The sequence below is a fragment of the Afipia clevelandensis ATCC 49720 genome (assembly GCF_000336555.1).
Lineage (GTDB): Bacteria > Pseudomonadota > Alphaproteobacteria > Rhizobiales > Xanthobacteraceae > Afipia > Afipia clevelandensis.
In genome coordinates, this window is the sequence record NZ_KB375281.1 from 1764751 (window position 1) to 1781751 (window position 17001).

Sequence of the window (17001 nt, forward strand, 5' to 3'; positions counted from 1 at the left end):
GCGTTCCCGAGCAAGTCCCCGATCATGCGCTAGCCGCCGATGATTCGCGACGATATCCGCAGCATCTGGCTATGCATGGCGTCGGCCATGAACGGCAACGCGAGGACGAGGGTGATGAAGATCGCAAGGATCTTCGGCACGAAAACCAGCGTCTGCTCCTGGATTTGCGTCAGGGCCTGCACCAGCGAAATCACAACGCCGACCACGAGACCGACCACCAGCAATGGCGACGACACCTTCACGATGGTCCAGATGGCATCGCGCGACACGTCGAGAACTTCAGCACCTGTCATATCAATCCCCTGCCCGCGGGCATGTCGCAAAAATCAGATCGGCATCCGCATGATGTCTTCGTAAGCCTGGATCACCTTGTCGCGCACCGACACCAGCGTCGACACCGCGACGTCGGTTTCGGCGACTGCCGTGACCACGTCCATGACATTGGCCTTGCCCTGCGCCATGGCGATGGTCTGCGCATCGGACTTGCGGCCCGCGTCCATGACGCTGCCGAGCGTTTCCTTCAGCACCGTGCCAAACGAAGGTCCGTTCGTCTCGCCGGTCTTGCCGAGGGCGCCCGCGCCTCCTGCGGAATCCATGATTTTGGCAAGGCTGGCATAGGCATTGGCGGCGACGGATGGCGAAGCCATGGGTTAGTGTCCTGAATCCGAAGTTCGCTTCATTTTGCGGCATCCTCCCGAGCGAACTTCGGATTCGAAAGGACACTAGTAAAATATAATTCCAGTGCGGTTTTGGTTCGCAAGTCCGCAACGGGAGCGCGCCGTACAAATAATGCGGACTTGCGAACCACCGCACTGGTCTCCCTGTCAGGCCTTGAGAATGTCGAGGGTGCGCTGGATCATCCGGCGCGTGGCGGAAATAATGTTGAGATTCGCCTCGTAGGACCGCTGCGCCTCGCGCATGTCGGTCATTTCAACCAGCGAATTCACGTTGGGATATTTGACGTTGCCGTTGGCATCCGCCGAGGGATTGCCCGGCTCATGTTTGACCCGGAAGTCCGACGTATCGGTCTTGATCTTGCCGAGCGTCACCACGCGCGACTCGATGGTGCGGTCGAGTTCGGACGAGAAGGTCGGAATCTTGCGGCGGTAGGGATCGCCGCCCGCGGTCTTGGCGGTCGAATCGGCGTTGGCGATATTTTCCGAGATCACGCGCATGCGGCCCGCCTGCGCGCGCAGACCGGACGTCGCGATGCTCATCGAGCGGAGGAAATCGTTGCCGTCGCTCATGCTGTTGCTCCCTCACACATGGGCACGCGCTAGCGCTTCCCGATTGCCGTTTTCAGCAGCCCGAGGCTGCGGGTGTAGAGCGAAGTGGCCGCCGCATAGTCCATCTGGTTGGCGGAGACCTTCAGCATCTCGTCTTCCAGATTGACCGCGTTGCCCGCCGGCCGCGTCGCGTAACCGCCGCGATTGTTCATGTTGAACGTGTCGCTGGTGCCGACCGCCTGGATGTGCCCGGCGCTGGTGCGCGTCATCGCCAGCGACTGCATGCTGCCGGTCACCGCCCCGGTTCCGCTCGGATCGAACTTCGGCTCGACGAGATCGCGCGGCTTGAAATTCGGCGTGTCCGAATTCGAGATGTTTTCGGCAAGAACGCGCTGACGCTCCTGATGCCACTGCATCTTGGTGCGCAATGCGGACAACATGGGAAGATCGGTGATTGCCATCGGCCTGTTCCACCTCAAGGCCCGAAGCGGCGCTTCAGGTAGGCAGAATTTGCCGTGTGTATGGTTAATAAGAGGTTAAGAGCCGCTTCGGCCTACTTTCGCCACGAATGGTCTGCAACGGGACAAGTCATTGAAGTTCCGGAACAACATTCCTGCGGGGCTGCCGGACTTTTCCCAAACAGCACAGGCGCGGCGGGCAGCAAATGCCGCCGCGCGTTAACAGATCGGTCAAACTTCGCAACCAATTCGGGCCAAGCCGCTTGTTTCGCGGCGATTGACCTGCGAATCTGGCATAGATGCGGGTGAGGTTTGACGGGGACAGGACATGTCGCAAACGCTTTGGTTCTTCTTTGCCTTCGTCATCGTACTTGGCCTGATCGGATTGGCCGCCTGGCTGGTCCGGCGGTTCGGCGGCGGCAATCTCGGCTCGAGCGCGAATCGGGGACGGATGCCCCGGCTTGCCGTGATTGATGCCGCCGCGGTGGATGGCCGCCGCAGACTGGTGCTGGTCCGGCGCGATAACGTCGAGCATCTGCTGATGATCGGCGGCCCTGCGGACCTTGTGGTCGAGCCGAATATCGTGCGCGGCAGCCCGCAGCGCGATCAGGCCCCGCCCCGCGCACCTGCCGGAACCGAACTGCCGCCGCGCGTTGCTCCCGATGCCGGCTGGTCCGACAGCGAACCGCACGCGGATCCGTTTGAACATCGCGAGCCCCCGATGGCCGAACCGCCGCCGCGCCCCGCGCGCGGGCCTTATTCCGAAGAACCGCGCCGTCCTCCCGTGATGCCGCTGCCGGATCGCCACAGCCCCGATACGATTCCGAGCTTCACGCCAGAACCGATGATCCGGCCGGAACCTGCGATGCGTTCCGAACCGCCGCGCGCGATCCCGCGCAGCGAACGCACCGAACCGCTGCCGCCCAGGATGCCGCGGCCGAGCGATACCGGTCCGAAAGCGCCGCCGCTGCCGCCGCGTGCCCCGGCTCCGGCCCGCCCGGCTGAACCGCTCTCCTCCGCCGACCAGAATCTTGCCGACATGGCGCAGCGCCTTGAAGCGGCGTTGCGCCGCCCCGGTGGCGAAATGCGGCTTGATGCTCCGATCGAGCGGCCTGTGCCCGCACCGGAGACCGGCGGAAACCGTCCCGTGCCGCGCTCCGAAGGCGCGCCGCGCCCGCCGGCTCCGCCCGCACCTCCGCCGCCTCCCGCGCCCGCGCCGAAGGCCGCATTTGAAAATCTCGAAGACGAGATGGCCAATCTGCTCGGCCGTCCGAAGCCTCCCGCGTGAGGCCGGCGAAACCACCGCGTAGAGTTTTATTTTTTGTCAGCCTGTTCGCCCTCGCCGGATTCTTGATTGATCCGGCGGGCGCGCAGGATATCAGCATCAATCTCGGTGCCGGCAACGGCGGCGTCACCGAGCGCGCGATTCAACTGATCGCACTGCTGACGGTGCTGTCGATCGCGCCGTCGATCCTGATCATGATGACGTCGTTCACACGCATCGTGGTCGTGCTCTCGCTGCTGCGGACCGCGCTCGGCACAGCCACCGCTCCGCCGAACTCGGTGATCCTGGCGCTGGCGCTGTTTCTCACCGGCTTCGTGATGGGGCCGGTGCTGCAGAAGGCCTATGACGACGGCATCAAGCCGCTGGTCGCCAACCAGATCACCGTCGAACAGGCATTCGAGCGCGGCACCGTTCCGCTGCGCGCGTTCATGCAGAAGAACGTTCGCGAGAAAGACCTCAAGCTGTTCATGGACCTGTCGGGCGAGCCTCCCGCTGCGTCGCCCGAGCAGATGTCGCTGCGCATCCTGATCCCGGCCTTCATGATCTCGGAATTGAAGCGCGCCTTCGAGATCGGCTTCCTGCTGTTTCTACCCTTCCTCATCATTGACCTCGTGGTGGCATCGGTTCTGATGTCCATGGGCATGATGATGCTGCCGCCGGTGACCGTATCGCTGCCGTTCAAGCTGATCTTTTTCGTGCTGGTGGACGGCTGGTCACTGGTGGCCGGAAGCCTCGTCCAAAGCTACGGCGGCGGGTGACAGCTTCGCGCCCACCCGACGTCATTGCGAGGAGCGCAGCGACGAAGCAATCCAGCTTTTCTTCTCAGGATTCTTCTTGAGAAGAATGGATTGCTTCGCTTCGCTCGCAATGACGAAGCGATAATCAGCGCGCCGTCTTCACCCGCTTCAAGCCGACAATCTCAGGCAATGACCCGGTCGGGTTCGGATCGGCCTTGATCTCGGGCGGCAGCTTCGCCCGCGCCATGGCATCGGGGAAGCGGACGCGCATGTCGCGCAGGAAGCCGTCCAGCGTGTCGATGCTCGCCGCCATCTTCGCGATCCGGGCAAAATCCGCGCTGTTGGCCTTCGCCGGCTTTGAAGCAAGATCGAATGCGGCACGGTCGGCCTCGCTCTCCATTTTCGGATTGTACTTGTCCCGGAAGCGCGCAAGGCCCACGGCGTCATCCGCCAGCGCGTAGCCGATCGCTGCCCGGATCACGTCGCTTTTCTCCGTCGGCGAAAGCGGCTGGAAGTCCCGCCAGCGGTCGCCGTACAGCAATTCGATCTGCTCGGCGGATTCGCGCCAGCGCCGCGAGGCCCAGTAGATATCGGAGCGCAGCCGGATCGCCTCGCGCCCGCCGACATTGGTGATGATATCGAGCGCCAGATCGTGACGGCCGATGTCGGTCTGCGCACGCGCCTCCAGCAACAGGCGCTGCTGCCGGATTTCACCGGCGAGGTCTGCAATCCGCGTGGTGCGCAGTGCGGCAATGGCGCGCTCCGGCTTGCGGTTCATCAGGTAGACCATCGCAAGCCGTGAGGCGACTTGCGCGCGCGCCGAGCCTTCCAGCCGGTGATCAATCTGGTACTGCAGCAGTTCGCTAGCCTGATCGAGCAGATCGACGCCCACCAGCCGGTCCGCCAGCCGCCGGATCATCTCGTCACCCCGGCGGCCGATGGGAGTCAGGTCGCGAAACTCATAGAACATCGCCAGCGCTTCGACCGGCGCCAGTTCATCGCCCTTCGCGCCGTTGTAGATCTGCTCGAACAGCGCCGAGGCGTCGTCCTGCATCTTCCGCACGAGTCCCGAATTGGGTTCGAGATGGTTGGCACGGCGCACCGCCGCGAAGGTCTCCGGATAACGCCCCTTCGCGGCATAGAGCTTGCTCAACATCGCCTGCGCCTGGACCTCGATGGAGTCGCCGCGCCAGGTCGCCGCAACGGTTTCGAGTTCGCGCAGCGCGTCGTCCTGCGAAATCTCCTCGCGCTTCTGGCGCAGCGCGACTTCGCGCACCTTGGCTTCGGACGCTGACTGGCGGTCCGCCGATCCGGATGCGGCGGCATAGGCGGCCAGCGCGTCCTGGTCGCGCCCCAGCGCTTCGGCGAGCCGTCCGCGCAGCACCGCAACCGCCGCCGACTGCTCGGCACCGGAGCCCAGAACCTCAAGATCGTTGCTGCGCACGGCGGCGCCCGGATAATCCCTCACTTCCAGCGAGGCACGAAACGCCTCGGCAACGACAATGCGCTGGAGATCGACCGGCAGCGCGGTGATCGCAAATTCGACGTTCTTGAATTTCTCGCGCGCCTCCGGCCACTTCCGCAGATGCGCCAGCGCGAGCGCCTTCCAGAGTTGCGAGTCGATGTTCACCGCCACCGCGGGATTGGCGAGGTCTGCGAGCGCGCGTTCGGAGCGGCCGGCGAGCGTGCTCGCCACCGCATGAACCGTCAGCGCCGCTGAGTCCTCCTCGCCCGGCTTGGCCTCGGCCAGCGCCAGATCGAGGATGCCCTTGGCTTCGACATACATGCCGCGCGCCAGATAGAACCGCGCCATATCGACATGCGCCGGCATGCGCGCCGGGCCGCTCGCCTGCGATGCCGCCGTCAGCAGTTTGTCGCGCGTCGGAATGAATTCGGCCTGCTGATAGGCTCGCCATTCGGCAATGTCGAACACCGGGCGGATCACCGACGTGGCGCGGTCCGGCGACGTCATCGCCGTGGAAAGCGTCAGGCCTCCGGGACGCGACAGGGTCAGCGTGTCGGATGAGATGCCCGCGGTCAGATCATCCGACTTCTGCTGCACCACGACGCCATGGACGGACTCGAGCAGCGAGAATTCCACAAAATCCTGCCGCTTCATGAAGCCACGCGCCGGTCCGCCCGCCGTCATCACGAGCAAAAGGTCACCTGCATCGGGATCGCTGAAGCGATGAACCTGTCCGGGCTTGAGAAGGCTGACGCTGACACTGGCGCGGCTCGGATCGGTCAGGTTGCGCGTAGCGGTCAGTTGTTGCGGCGGCGACTGCGCCTTGTCGGCAAGGGTGAGCGTCCATGCGTGCTCGTCCCCGTTCAAGCTGGCGAGTTGCGGACGGTTCAGCCGGATTCGCAGGGCACGGCCTTTCGGCAGGTCTATCACCGACGTATCCGCCACGAGCCACGAACCTTCGCGCTTGATCGCGCTGGCATCAATCGTCCGGCTGGTATCGAAGATCAGCCAGATCGAATCCGAGCGGCGGAATACCGCCGCCGGGGTCGGCTCGGAAAAAGGAAATGTCAGGCGGAATTCATCGCTAGTCAGCCGTGCGTCAACGGCGATCCCGGCCGCAGACGGCATCGGAGCGTCGGACTGCTGCGCCTTCTGCGGCGCTGGCGGCGAAGAAGCCGGCATGGAGGGCGGTGCGGAAATTTCGGGCTTCGCGGATGACTGCGGCTTCGCCTCCGCGGGTTTGGCATCAGGCTGCTGCTGTGCTTCGGACGGCTTCGCTTCGGTGGCGTTTGTCTCGGCGGATTTCATCTCGGCAGGCTTCGTTTCCGCCGGCTTGACCTCCTGCGCGATCTGCTTGGCGAGTTGCTCCGATGTCGGCGGCACGATCTCGGCGGCTTTTTCTGCCGGTGTCGACAGCTTCGCGGCAGCCTTTGGCTTCTGCGCCTGCTCGAACGCCACATCGACGATGTAGTTCTTGTCCTCGCGGAACGTATGGACATCGGCCTCGCCGATCAGTCCGATATCGACACGCGACGTCTCGCCGTCGATCTTCTGGTTGATCGACTGGATATTCGCGGGCATCGCAATCTTGGCGTCCGCCAGATCGAACACCAGCGGCGCCGTGAACGACAGCGAGAACTTTTCGGCCCCGAGTGACGATGACACGCTGACGCCGTCCGGCATTTCAAAGACGAACCGGACGAATGTCGGCTGCACCGATGCCCTCACCCGGATCGGCGGCCGCTTCTTGGCTTCGTCCGCGGTCTTCTGAATGCGCAGCGCGCGCTCCGCGGCAATCGCGCGGTCGGACAGTTCCTTGACGACTTCGGCAGGCAATGCGGGCGGCAGCCCGACCCACTTTTCCGGCAGAAGATCAATGAACACACGCTCGCCCGCGGTCATCACATTGACGCGCACTTTCTGCGTCAACGCCATTCGGATGCCGGTGCCGTCTGGATCGCGGCGAACCGAACCGACATAGGCGGGCGCGGCTTCGGACAGCAGGTCGATCGGAACCGCAACCGGCTGCTTGAACTGAATGACCAGAATGGAGCCCGCCACCGTGACCTCGGTCGGCACGTCCTCCTGAAACTGAAACACCAGCCGCGCATAGTTCCCCTGCGGCGTCAGAGTTGCTTCACCCCTGATCGGATCGGCGTGCGCGGCGTGAGGCGAGAACGACAGCGCAGCGGCAAGCGCAAGCGCCACCGGCGGCAAGCCATGGTGTTGCAAGCCATGGTGTTGCAAGACATGCCAAAGCTGGCCCGCAAAAGCCCGGACCCTTGCCCCGGATTTCCGGGCAGCCCTGAACATGAGGCCGGCCTTGCAGAACATTCCCCGATCTTTCTCGCCAGAGCCTTTGCCGGATGGTCTCGCCAATTCTCTCCGGAAACCCGTGATGGAGGCGCAATCCGAATCTAGAATTCGCCTGTTAAGGAGCTGTTAATGATCCTGTTTCAATTGCGCGGCGGGGTCTGCGGCCGCCCCTCGATCTTCGGAAGATCGCCGGCGGATGCCGAACGCTCGCCGGTGGAGCGGCGGGCCATCTCGACGGTCAGCCGCTCGGCCGCCTCCGGCTGCATCTGACCCATGATGTCCGACATCTTGCGCGGCGCGATCTGCGAGGCGATCTCGAACAGCACCGAGAGTTCGAGCCGGTCGAACACCTTCGCGGCGTCCTTCGGTTTCATGGCTTCGTACATCGTCACGAGCCCTTTGAAGCGCGCGCTGTCTTGCTCGTTCTTCTGTTGTCCGGCGACGGACACCCGCGCCTCGGTCGCTTTCATTTCCTCGAGCTTGCCCTCGATCCGCTTCTCGGCGGACTTCATCAGGCTTTCGCGGATATCGATCTCGCGCGCACGCGCCTCGATCTCCTGCCTGCGTGCCTGCAGGCTTTCCAGCACCGCCCGCTCCGATGAGGTGATCGGCCGGTTGGGATCGGGATAGACGATATCGTCCGGCGGCGGCGGCGCAGCCGCAGGCACCGGCGCGGCGGGCTTTTCTTCCTTCTTCGCCGGAACCGAACCGGTGATGTCGGATGTATCCAGCATCTTGCCGGTGGACGGGAAGCCAAGGTTTTCCTGCGCCCACGACTTCGGCTTCGGCATGTCGTCGCCGAGGATATACCCGCCTTCCAGAAGGAGGCCCGACACCTTGAGCACGACCAGGCAGCAGGTCGCGATCAGCAGAATCGGGATAAGCCGGATATCGCGAAGAACACTTTTCATGCAGCGAGACCGGTCGCCCTTCGCCGTTCGGAGAAGGCCTGCGCGGCGGCAAGCAGCGCCTTGGCATTCGAGAGATTCTGCGCCGCCGGGCTCTGCGCGGGGGCCACTGGCTCCGCCGGTTCAATGGCGACGGGCGCTTCGGCGACACCGGGCCGTGCCGCCAGCGCGATCTGGGTCAGGCGATTGAGGATCGCCTCTCCTGAGGCCACCTGTTTGGTGAGCTTCGCCGACAGCGCGGTTCCGGCGGTGAGCTGCGCGCCGAGATTCTCGTCGCATTCGCGCACCGTCAGTTTGAGGCCGCCGATGGCCCGTTCCGCGATCTCCGTCGCGGTGATCAGTTCGGCGATCATCGCCCGCATCGACTGCTCATCGGCCCGCAAGCGCTTGAGGCGGCGATTGAGCAGCATGCAGTAGCCGATCGTCAGAAGAAGGAGAACGGCAACAAGGCTCTCGATCACAAGTCCGAATGAATGACTCATTGTGCCTCCATCAGTTTGGTTTGTTCGTCCTGCTTCTCAAACATCGCGTAGGTGGTGTGCGGCTTGCGCAGCGGCTTGGTGACGCGAATGGCGACGCGGTCGCCGACCCGTCCCATCCGCCCCTCACTGAGCGGGACATCGCCACACCGCACCGTGATCAGCGCATCGGGCCGCACGTTGAGCGGCAGCGTGTCACCGACCTTCAGCGTCATCAACTGCTTGAGCGGAATGTTCGCCTCGTAGAGCACCGCATCGACGGCGATTTCGGCCTGAGCGATCTCGGTTGCGAGATGGCCTTCCCAGATCGGATCGCGTCCGAACTTTTCACCCATGAACATCTGCAACAGCACGTCGCGGATCGGTTCGATGGTGGCGTAAGGCAGCAGAAGTTCGATATTGCCGCCGCGATCTTCCATGTCGATCCGCAGGCGGACCAGAATGGCGGCATTGGCGGGACGGCTGATGGCCGCGAAGCGCGGGTTGGTTTCGAGCCGGTCGATGGTGAAGCGCACCGGCGACAGCGGCTTGAACGCCAGTTCCGCGTCGGCCAGCACGACCTCAACAAGGCGCTTGACCAGATTGGTTTCGATGGTGGTGTAAGGCCGGCCCTCGATGCGCAGCGAGGCCTGCCCGCGGCGACCGCCCAGCAACACGTCGATGATCGAGTAGATCAGGCTCGAATCCACCGTGAACAGGCCGAAGTTCTCCCACTCCTCGGCCTTGAACACCGAGAGCACGCAAGGCAGCGGGATCGAATTGAGATAGTCGCCGAAACGCACCGAGGTGATGCGATCCAGCGAGACTTCGACGTTGTCCGAGGTAAAGTTGCGCAGGCTCGTGGTCATCAGCCGCACCAGGCGGTCGAACACGATTTCGAGCATCGGCAGACGCTCATACGACACCATCGCGGAATCGATGATGGCGCGAATGCCGGAATTCTCGTCGAGATTGACCTCGCCGTCGCTGAAGCCGAGGAGATTGTCGATCTCCTCCTGCGACAGCACACGCTCGCCGCCAGCCTTGCCGATTTCGAGATTGCGGCTGCCGTCGTCGACCATCGCCGCCCACTGCTCGGCCATGGTCTCGGTGAGCGTATTGGCTTCGGCTTCGGCCGCGGCCGCGGCCGGATCTTCGGAATCGAGCGCGCCTTCCCACTCGGCGGCTAGCGCATCCTGATCGACATCTTTATCACCCGGAGCCATACGTCAGTTTCCGTCCGTCACTGAATGACGATTTCCTTGAAAAGCACTGCGTTGACCTGATTGGGCGAGACCGCCGCGTTGACACGGCGCGTCAGTTCTTCCTTCAGGCGGAACAACCCGACCGACCCGTTCAGATCGGAGGCACGCAGCTCGCGCAGATAGGTCTGAAACAGATCGGTCAAGCGCGGCATGGTCGGCGCGATCTGCGCCATCAGAGGCTGATCCTTCACCTCGAGCACGACCTTGATCTTGAGATACTGAACCCGCTCGCCCGGCATGCTGGAGAGATTGACCAGGACTTCCGGCACATCGAGGAACACCGGCGGCTTCGGCGGCGGCGCGGCGGCATGCTCTTCCTTGCCGTGATGTCCGCGCATGAAGAAGAACCAGCCGCCCCCGGCCAGCAACGCCACGAGCACCACAGCGCCACCCATTATAATGAGCTTGCGCTTGCCCTTCGGCGCGGCCGCGGCTTCGGCGCCGCCCTCTTCGACCTGATCCTCGTCTGCCATTGCCCTGCCCATGGTCCCGGGATGGGCGCGATGCTGCCGAACTGGCTTGAATTGACGCGATACAAAGGCCACCGGCGCGCGAGCGCCCTCTTTGTCCACCGTACGGACGCAATGGTTAACGAAATCTTTCTTTTATGTTTCGAGTGGGAAATTTTTGCCGGGCCAACATGGTCAACAAGAGGTTATTGCCGGGCTCCGGCGAGCCTCTGAAATCACCAAGCCTATGTAATTCTTGAAATTTTTGAGTTGGCACACCTCTCGCATTGTATGTGACGAACCGCAGCGGCTTGGGAGAGCCAGAGCGGTTCGCACGATCCGCGTCCGGTCTTGGGAGAGGCAGGCCGCGGCTCAACAAGGGGAGATTGGCCGATGGAGAATACGCTTCTCGTCGCTTTGTCGCGGCAGATGTCGCTTGAGCGGCAGATCGACATCATTGCGAACAATGTGGCCAACACCAACACCAATGGTTTCAAGGCCAGCAAGTCGCTGTTCGAGGAATACCTGAACACGGGCGCGCACGAGGACAACTTCTCGGTCAGCGACCGCCGGGTCAGCTTCGTGCAGGACCGCACCGCCTATCACGACTTTGCCCAGGGGCCGAACGAGAAGACCGGCAACCCGCTCGATGTCGCCATCGACGGCAAGGGCTTCATCGCGATTCAGACACCGCAGGGCGAACGCTATACCCGCGACGGCTCGTTCCAGATCAATTCGCAGGGCCAGCTCGTCACCACCGGCGGCAACCTCGTGCTTGGCACCAACGGCCCGATCACCTTCCAGCCGACCGACAAGGATATCGTGATCTCCGGCGAAGGCACGATCACGGTGCGCGAAGGCATCGTCACCCAGTTCGACTCCATTCGCGGCAAGCTGAAGCTGGTGAAGTTCGACAACCCGCAGCGGCTCACCAAGGAAGGCTCGAACCTTTACGCGGCCCCCGCCGGCACCCCCGCCCAGCCCGACCTCGCCTCGCGCGTCAATCAGGGCTTCGTCGAGAAGTCCAACGTCAGCGCCGTCGCCGAGATGACCCGCATGATGGAAGTCATGCGCACCTATCAGTCGGTCGCATCGCTGATGCAGCAGCAGAGCGACCTCCGCAAGAACGCAATCCAGATGCTCGCCGACGTTCCGGCATAAGGAAACAGACCCATGCGCGCACTCTATACAGCAGCGACCGGTATGGCGGCCCAGGAACTCAACGTCCAGGTCATCTCCAACAACATCGCGAACCTGCGCACCACCGGCTACAAGAAGCAGCGCGCGCAGTTCCAGGACCTGATCTACGAACACGTCAAGCGCGTCGGCGCGCAGGCGTCCGATCAGGGCACCATCCTTCCCGTGGGCATCGACATCGGCGGTGGCGTCAAGACCGTCGGCACCCCGCGCCTGATGACGCAAGGCACGCTCACCCCGACCGGCGGCGATCTCGACATCGCCATCCGCGGCGAGGGTTATTTCAAGATCCAGCTGACCGACGGTACCTACGCCTATACCCGCGACGGGTCATTCACCACCGATGGTCAGGGTCGCGTCGTCAATGCACAGGGCAATCCGGTCCAGCCGACCATCACCATTCCTCAGAATTCATCCGGCCTCACCATCAACGCGCAGGGCCAGGTCTCGGTAACAACGCCGGGCACGACCACGCCAACCGTTGTCGGCCAGATCGGCCTCACCCGCTTCATCAACAAGGCAGGCCTGCAGTCGATCGGCGACAACCTGTTCACCGATACGCCCGCTTCCGGCCCGCCGCAGGATGGCCTCGCCAATGCCGACGGCTTCGGCGACATGCAGCAGCGCAACCTGGAATCCGCAAACGTCGAAGTCGTGTCGGAAATCTCGGACCTGATCGCAGCGCAGCGGGCCTATGAAATGAACGCCAAGGTCGTCAGCGCCGCCGACCAGATGATGCAATCCACCACCGGCATGTTCCGCTGAGGGAGAGAATGATGTTGCGCTCGACACTCATTGTTGCCGCCCTGTTCGCCTTCACAGGCGCGGCCTTCGCGCAGGCCGAACGGGACACCATGGCCGCGCCGGCCCTGCGCGCCAGCGTCACCGTCAGCAGCGATGTGGTGCGCATCGGCGACGTCGTGGAAAATGCCGGCACCGCCGCGCAGATCGCCATCTTTCGTGCGCCCGACCTCGGCACCACCGGATCGCTGCCGACACAGCAGTTGCTGTCGGTGCTGCGCGCCCACGACGTGATCGGCGTCCAGACCAACGACATCCGCGAAGTCTCCGTGACCCGCGCCTCGCGCACGCTCGCCGCGAAGGAAATCGAACAGCAGATCGCCCGTGTGCTGGAACATCGTAACGGTCTCGGCGACGCCGCCAACATCTCCGTCACCTTCGAGCGCGATCTGCGGGAACTTCAACTCGATGCCGCGCACAGCGGTGACCTGCGCGCCACCGTCGTGCGCTTCGACCCGCGCAACGGGCGCTTCGACATCACCTTCGAGATTCCCAACGACGTGACCTATACGGCGACCAAGCTGCGCTTCACCGGCGTCGCGGTGGAAACCGTGGAAGCCGCGGTACTGACCCGCTCCGTCGAACGCAACGACATTCTCAAGTCGTCCGATGTGGTGGTCGAGCGCCGCCCCAAGGCCGAGGTCGGCAACGATATCGCGATCCGCGACCGCGCCGTCGGCATGCAGGCCCGCAAGCCGATGCGCGCCGGACAGGCACTCAAGGCCGCGGACCTCGGCAAGCCGGACATGGTGGCCCGCGACCAGAGCGTGATGCTGATCTATGAAACGCCGGGCCTCTATCTCACCGGCCGCGGCAAGGCGCTCGAAAGCGGCACCGAAGGCGACACCGTCAGCGTCACCAACCTGCAATCCAAGCGCACCGTTCAGGGCGTGGTCACCGGCCCCGGACAGGTCTCCATCATCGTCCCCGGACCCCGCCTCACCACCGCAGCACTTTCAAACAGCGAGCCACCTGCCGCTTCCGACTCCAGAAAAGCCGAGTAACCAGTCATGTCGAAGTCCCACCTGTTGAACCGTATCATCGTCGCAGGCAGCCTGCTCGCACTCGGCACGATGGCCAGCGGATGCTCCTCGCTCGACCGCCTCGCGGCGATCGGGGAGAAGCCGAAGCTCTCGGCGATCGACAATCCAACCACACAGGCAGGCTACAAGCCGGTGTCGATGCCGATGCCCGCGCCGCAGCCGGCCTCGTTCAATCCGAATTCGCTGTGGCGGAACGGCTCGCGCGCCTTCTTCAAGGATCAGCGCGCGCATCAGATCGGTGACATCCTGACCGTGCAGGTCAACATCACCGACAAGGCCAACATCGCCAACGAGACCCAGCGCAGCCGTACCAACTCCGAGAACTCCGGCGTTACCAGCTTCTTCGGCATCAACAAGATTCCCGGCACCAATGCCGCGATCCCGCCTGGACGCATGCTGACCGCCGACTCGACTTCATCGAGCGACGGCAAGGGTTCGGTCAACCGGCAGGAGGCATTGCAGACCAATGTCGCCGCCGTGGTGACGCAGCTCCTGCCGAACGGCAATCTCGTGGTCGAAGGCAAGCAGGAAATCCGCGTCAACTACGAAGTCCGCGAACTGATCGTCGCAGGCATCGTGCGGCCGGAGGACATCCAGAGCGACAACACCATCGACTCCAGCAAGATCGCGCAGGCCCGCATCGCTTACGGCGGCCGCGGCCAGATCACCGATGTGCAGCAGGCCCGTTATGGCCAGCAGGCATTCGATATCCTGCTGCCGTTCTGATCGTCCAACGCCTCACACGCAACCGATTTTCAAGGAGATCACGTCGACTGCCGGGACGGCTCCCACCGTCCTTCTCCCAAGCTCCCACACCAGGCAGCGAACCTAGGCGCGGCACGGTGTTCACGACGCGGCTCTCATCAGCTCCCCTGATGAGGGCCGCGATCGTTTATGGATATTGCAGGAAAACCAATGAAATCAGGCGGTTTACGGTTAAGCGCCTTGCCAGTTCTTGCGCCATCGGGCGTGAACGTGTCGGGAACCTGCAGGAAAATTGACACACGACAGACACAGGCTTGTTCTCTATACGTTCTTGGTGGATGATGGGTTCAGAGAAGATCGCAGAAGGAGGGATTGGGGATGAACGAAGGTTCCGAAATTGAGTGTCCCGCCGAGGAGCGCGTCGCCCGAGCGATTTGCAAGGAGCGCCGCATTGATCCTGATAAATTAGATGTCCTAGACGGGCGTCCGCTTTGGCAACATCACGTTCGCTTCGCCCGCGCCGCTATCAACGCTATGCAGGAGGAGCCAGCATGACCCCATATGCCAGCGCGACGAAGCTGCCGAAGATCAAGCCATGTCCATTCTGCGGCAGCGAACCGGAAACGATGGGATCAGGAGATGGCCAAAGAGGCTTGATGATCCAGTGCATCGGCGCGGACTGCCCCAATCCGCACGCCAGCTATTACGATCATGGCGCAGCGATTGCTGTTTGGAATCGGCGGGCAAACTCAGTCCGTGAACCCACGTAGTTCGTGATTTCTCATTCTGCGGTCTTTTCTGGAACAATCTTTGTAGAACAGGAGAGGATGATGACCCTCAAACCTCCCACCAGAACATTACCTAAGGTGGTTATGAAGGAGTGGCCCGAGAGAGATGAACACTCGCGATGGGCAGCCAAATTTGAGGAAGACCTCATTGATGTGTTGCTGGCAGATAAACCCCTCTCCGACTTCACCCGAGTAGTAGAAGAAACGGGGGTGTTGGATCAGAAAGAGACTCAACGCAGAAAGCAGGAATCGAAACATGACTGAGGCATCTGCACTGAGTGACCAATCCGTGAAGGATGCTTTAGCGGCATACGATAAACGAATGCAGGAAATAGGCGCATGCGGTGATGGCTATTGCCTTGTAACTGGTAAAGCCAAGGGCATGCACACAAACGGCGGCTGTCGATGCTGGTCAAACAAATATACAGCGCAGCGCGTTATGGGCGCGGCCCGCGCCTTGCGAGACGCAGTAGCTAACTCAGTCTCGGACCCCACCTAGGCCCCGATCTCTCCTTCTGCGCATCTTGGCTGAACCATGCCCCATACAGGAACAGTTCAAAACACTATAGACGCAGGAGCCTCAAAGACCATTCACGTCTATTGCAAGAGTTTCATCAACGACCAGCCCTGTCACTACATGGCTCCAAAGACCATATCTGACCTACCTCGAACGACATGGGCTGAGATAGAGCGACGGTTTACCTGTCCCAAATGCAACGCCAAGGGCAATGTCGAAATCAGGTTCTACAACGACGGCGATTTTAAAGGCCGTGCGCCGAACATCATAGATGGGAAGCTGGTCCCGCAGTGACTAATCCTCATCCGGCGTAAACTTAAACTTCCGCCTAGCAGCAGCAGTAGCCCTATTATCGACAGTCGCACGGAACTGAATCTTTCCATCGACAACCCGATAATCCACAACGTGGACCAGACCACATCCGCAACACTGTTCCTTGAAGCCCTTGCGGACAGGCGTCATCCATTCCCCGTCCGTGAGCTGGTCATACCGCAGGCGGCTCATACCTTCGCCCCTGTGAACCACGTCGAACAATCCTGGCACTGAAACCGCTGTTTACGGCTATTGGCCTTCACGGCAATGCCACGGCGCTGAACATTCGTGCTTTGGCACGTCGGGCAGCCTAGATGCTCGGAATACAGGTTGAGATTTGGATGGTTGGGCGACCACGCTTTAAGGCGCTCGTAAACGCGCACAAGAAGGTCCACATCCTGCGCATTGTAGCGGCGCATGGTTGCCCATGATTTAGGATCGCCCTCTACACAGCCTCGCCAGAGCGCTGCGCCGGTGTTAGGAATCTTCCGTCCCTCCCCGAGGTATCGCCCGATGTTATCGAGCTTGTGGGAGTCGAACTTGAACATCCGGCGGGAGATTTTGAGTGTGTCGATGGTCTTGAACGGGGATGGCGGCTTGAAGCCGTTCACGGCTAGGCGGGAATTGATTTTCTTGATGTCGAAGGCATCGCCGTTGTGCGCCACGACAATATCGGCTTCGTCCAGCAGGGCGAACAGATCGGCGCTGATGGCCTTGTCGCAATGCTTCTTGCGCTTGTAGCCGGGATAATCCGGCAGCGCGTAGGTCTTGGTTTTCTTGCCGCCGTGCCAGCGTGCGGCGAAGGACAGGATGTAGGTATCGCGAACCACCCATACGGCCCCGGCATAGGGCGCTCTGATGGACCATGAGGTCATGAGGATCGGGGCTGTTTCTATGTCGATGAAGAGGATTTTGGGGCCTACCATGCAATGCCCCGCAGCTTGAAGGAGAGGATGATGCCGCCAATGAACAACAGGCCAAGCATCGTTAGCAGCGCGAAAACCGCGACTGGATTCATGGTGCCCCTTTGTGTGTATTTATGTGTACTCGTACCGATCAACGTCAGTACAA

The 17001-nt window shown here is 62.2% G+C and carries 19 protein-coding genes; 9 read left to right on the plus strand and 10 right to left on the minus strand.

The features are described 5' to 3' along the window. Nucleotides 1-29 precede the first annotated feature (29 nt). The 4 genes from fliQ to flgB all read right to left on the minus strand — a co-directional run bounded on the left by fliQ (nt 30) and on the right by flgB (nt 1687). Complete coding sequence (gene fliQ, locus HMPREF9696_RS08370; RefSeq protein ID WP_002712540.1) at nt 30-293, minus strand: flagellar biosynthesis protein FliQ; 264 nt, start codon at nt 291-293, stop codon at nt 30-32. Between the two features lie 33 nt (nt 294-326). Then, entirely contained in the window at nt 327-647 is a 321-nt protein-coding gene (gene fliE, locus HMPREF9696_RS08375; RefSeq protein ID WP_002712541.1) for a flagellar hook-basal body complex protein FliE, read from the minus strand. Between the two features lie 177 nt (nt 648-824). Further along, nucleotides 825-1247, minus strand: coding sequence for a flagellar basal body rod protein FlgC (gene flgC, locus HMPREF9696_RS08380; RefSeq protein WP_002712542.1), 423 nt, complete (start codon nt 1245-1247; stop codon nt 825-827). A gap of 29 nt (nt 1248-1276) precedes the next feature. Further along, a complete protein-coding gene (flgB, locus tag HMPREF9696_RS08385; protein WP_002712543.1) occupies nt 1277-1687 on the minus strand; it encodes a flagellar basal body rod protein FlgB in 411 nt (136 codons plus the stop codon). Nucleotides 1688-2012: 325 nt separating this feature from the next. Between flgB and HMPREF9696_RS08390 the strand changes: the two genes are divergently transcribed. Both HMPREF9696_RS08390 and fliP read left to right on the plus strand, forming a co-directional pair. Continuing rightward, nucleotides 2013-2972 carry a flagellar biosynthetic protein FliO gene (locus tag HMPREF9696_RS08390; protein WP_002712544.1) on the plus strand — a complete coding sequence of 320 codons (960 nt, stop codon included), beginning with the start codon at nt 2013-2015 and terminating at the stop codon, nt 2970-2972. After that, the gene (fliP, locus tag HMPREF9696_RS08395; protein WP_002712545.1) at nt 2969-3727 is read left to right on the plus strand and encodes a flagellar type III secretion system pore protein FliP; all 759 of its coding nucleotides are present in this window, start codon (nt 2969-2971) and stop codon (nt 3725-3727) included. Before HMPREF9696_RS08390 ends, fliP begins: the two co-directional genes overlap by 4 nt. 124 nt (nt 3728-3851) lie before the next feature. Here fliP and HMPREF9696_RS08400 read toward each other — a convergent pair whose 3' ends face one another. From HMPREF9696_RS08400 to fliL, 5 genes are all read right to left on the minus strand, one after another. After that, nucleotides 3852-7505, minus strand: coding sequence for a PspC-like choline-binding domain-containing protein (locus HMPREF9696_RS08400; protein WP_002712546.1), 3654 nt, complete (start codon nt 7503-7505; stop codon nt 3852-3854). 122 nt (nt 7506-7627) lie between these two features. Continuing rightward, entirely contained in the window at nt 7628-8398 is a 771-nt protein-coding gene (locus HMPREF9696_RS08405) for a MotE family protein (RefSeq protein ID WP_002712547.1), read from the minus strand. Continuing rightward, a complete protein-coding gene (locus HMPREF9696_RS08410) occupies nt 8395-8877 on the minus strand; it encodes a DUF6468 domain-containing protein (protein WP_002712548.1) in 483 nt (160 codons plus the stop codon). The genes HMPREF9696_RS08405 and HMPREF9696_RS08410 overlap by 4 nt, the downstream gene beginning before the upstream one ends. Further along, nucleotides 8874-10079 carry a flagellar motor switch protein FliM gene (gene fliM, locus HMPREF9696_RS08415; RefSeq protein WP_002712549.1) on the minus strand — a complete coding sequence of 402 codons (1206 nt, stop codon included), beginning with the start codon at nt 10077-10079 and terminating at the stop codon, nt 8874-8876. The genes HMPREF9696_RS08410 and fliM overlap by 4 nt, the downstream gene beginning before the upstream one ends. A 17-nt stretch (nt 10080-10096) precedes the next feature. After that, nucleotides 10097-10591 carry a flagellar basal body-associated protein FliL gene (gene fliL / locus HMPREF9696_RS08420; RefSeq protein WP_002712550.1) on the minus strand — a complete coding sequence of 165 codons (495 nt, stop codon included), beginning with the start codon at nt 10589-10591 and terminating at the stop codon, nt 10097-10099. 369 nt (nt 10592-10960) lie between these two features. Between fliL and flgF the strand changes: the two genes are divergently transcribed. From flgF to HMPREF9696_RS08445, 7 genes are all read left to right on the plus strand, one after another. Further along, nucleotides 10961-11728 (plus strand): flagellar basal-body rod protein FlgF, encoded by a 768-nt coding sequence (flgF, locus tag HMPREF9696_RS08425; RefSeq protein ID WP_002712551.1) that lies wholly within the window; start codon nt 10961-10963, stop codon nt 11726-11728. 12 nt (nt 11729-11740) lie between these two features. After that, a complete protein-coding gene (flgG, locus tag HMPREF9696_RS08430) occupies nt 11741-12529 on the plus strand; it encodes a flagellar basal-body rod protein FlgG (RefSeq protein ID WP_002712552.1) in 789 nt (262 codons plus the stop codon). 11 nt (nt 12530-12540) lie between these two features. After that, on the plus strand, nt 12541-13569 hold the full coding sequence (gene flgA / locus HMPREF9696_RS08435) for a flagellar basal body P-ring formation chaperone FlgA (RefSeq protein ID WP_040301902.1): 1029 nt from the start codon (nt 12541-12543) through the stop codon (nt 13567-13569). A gap of 6 nt (nt 13570-13575) precedes the next feature. Next, the gene (gene flgH, locus HMPREF9696_RS08440; protein WP_002712554.1) at nt 13576-14334 is read left to right on the plus strand and encodes a flagellar basal body L-ring protein FlgH; all 759 of its coding nucleotides are present in this window, start codon (nt 13576-13578) and stop codon (nt 14332-14334) included. A gap of 357 nt (nt 14335-14691) precedes the next feature. After that, nucleotides 14692-14868: a hypothetical protein gene (locus tag HMPREF9696_RS21605; RefSeq protein ID WP_002712555.1), complete on the plus strand. Its 177-nt coding sequence runs from the start codon at nt 14692-14694 to the stop codon at nt 14866-14868. Further along, nucleotides 14865-15083: a Lar family restriction alleviation protein gene (locus HMPREF9696_RS21225; protein ID WP_002712556.1), complete on the plus strand. Its 219-nt coding sequence runs from the start codon at nt 14865-14867 to the stop codon at nt 15081-15083. The genes HMPREF9696_RS21605 and HMPREF9696_RS21225 overlap by 4 nt, the downstream gene beginning before the upstream one ends. 60 nt (nt 15084-15143) lie before the next feature. Next, complete coding sequence (locus tag HMPREF9696_RS08445) at nt 15144-15365, plus strand: hypothetical protein (protein WP_002712557.1); 222 nt, start codon at nt 15144-15146, stop codon at nt 15363-15365. A gap of 753 nt (nt 15366-16118) precedes the next feature. Here the strand turns inward: HMPREF9696_RS08445 and HMPREF9696_RS08455 are convergent. Then, nucleotides 16119-16805 (minus strand): ribonuclease H-like domain-containing protein, encoded by a 687-nt coding sequence (locus HMPREF9696_RS08455; protein WP_051053228.1) that lies wholly within the window; start codon nt 16803-16805, stop codon nt 16119-16121. Nucleotides 16806-17001: the final 196 nt, after the last annotated feature.

Bases quoted from the DNA above. Each gene is read 5' to 3' on its own strand.
- fliQ (WP_002712540.1), bottom strand. From the start codon at position 293: ATGACAGGTGCTGAAGTTCTCGACGTGTCGCGCGATGCCATCTGGACC.
- fliE (WP_002712541.1), bottom strand. From the start codon at position 647: ATGGCTTCGCCATCCGTCGCCGCCAATGCCTATGCCAGCCTTGCCAAA.
- flgC (WP_002712542.1), bottom strand. From the start codon at position 1,247: ATGAGCGACGGCAACGATTTCCTCCGCTCGATGAGCATCGCGACGTCC.
- flgB (WP_002712543.1), bottom strand. From the start codon at position 1,687: ATGGCAATCACCGATCTTCCCATGTTGTCCGCATTGCGCACCAAGATG.
- HMPREF9696_RS08390 (WP_002712544.1), top strand. From the start codon at position 2,013: ATGTCGCAAACGCTTTGGTTCTTCTTTGCCTTCGTCATCGTACTTGGC.
- HMPREF9696_RS08400 (WP_002712546.1), bottom strand. From the start codon at position 7,505: ATGTTCTGCAAGGCCGGCCTCATGTTCAGGGCTGCCCGGAAATCCGGG.
- HMPREF9696_RS08405 (WP_002712547.1), bottom strand. From the start codon at position 8,398: ATGAAAAGTGTTCTTCGCGATATCCGGCTTATCCCGATTCTGCTGATC.
- HMPREF9696_RS08410 (WP_002712548.1), bottom strand. From the start codon at position 8,877: ATGAGTCATTCATTCGGACTTGTGATCGAGAGCCTTGTTGCCGTTCTC.
- fliM (WP_002712549.1), bottom strand. From the start codon at position 10,079: ATGGCTCCGGGTGATAAAGATGTCGATCAGGATGCGCTAGCCGCCGAG.
- fliL (WP_002712550.1), bottom strand. From the start codon at position 10,591: ATGGCAGACGAGGATCAGGTCGAAGAGGGCGGCGCCGAAGCCGCGGCC.
- flgF (WP_002712551.1), top strand. From the start codon at position 10,961: ATGGAGAATACGCTTCTCGTCGCTTTGTCGCGGCAGATGTCGCTTGAG.
- flgG (WP_002712552.1), top strand. From the start codon at position 11,741: ATGCGCGCACTCTATACAGCAGCGACCGGTATGGCGGCCCAGGAACTC.
- flgA (WP_040301902.1), top strand. From the start codon at position 12,541: ATGTTGCGCTCGACACTCATTGTTGCCGCCCTGTTCGCCTTCACAGGC.
- flgH (WP_002712554.1), top strand. From the start codon at position 13,576: ATGTCGAAGTCCCACCTGTTGAACCGTATCATCGTCGCAGGCAGCCTG.
- HMPREF9696_RS21605 (WP_002712555.1), top strand. From the start codon at position 14,692: ATGAACGAAGGTTCCGAAATTGAGTGTCCCGCCGAGGAGCGCGTCGCC.
- HMPREF9696_RS21225 (WP_002712556.1), top strand. From the start codon at position 14,865: ATGACCCCATATGCCAGCGCGACGAAGCTGCCGAAGATCAAGCCATGT.
- HMPREF9696_RS08445 (WP_002712557.1), top strand. From the start codon at position 15,144: ATGACCCTCAAACCTCCCACCAGAACATTACCTAAGGTGGTTATGAAG.
- HMPREF9696_RS08455 (WP_051053228.1), bottom strand. From the start codon at position 16,805: ATGACCTCATGGTCCATCAGAGCGCCCTATGCCGGGGCCGTATGGGTG.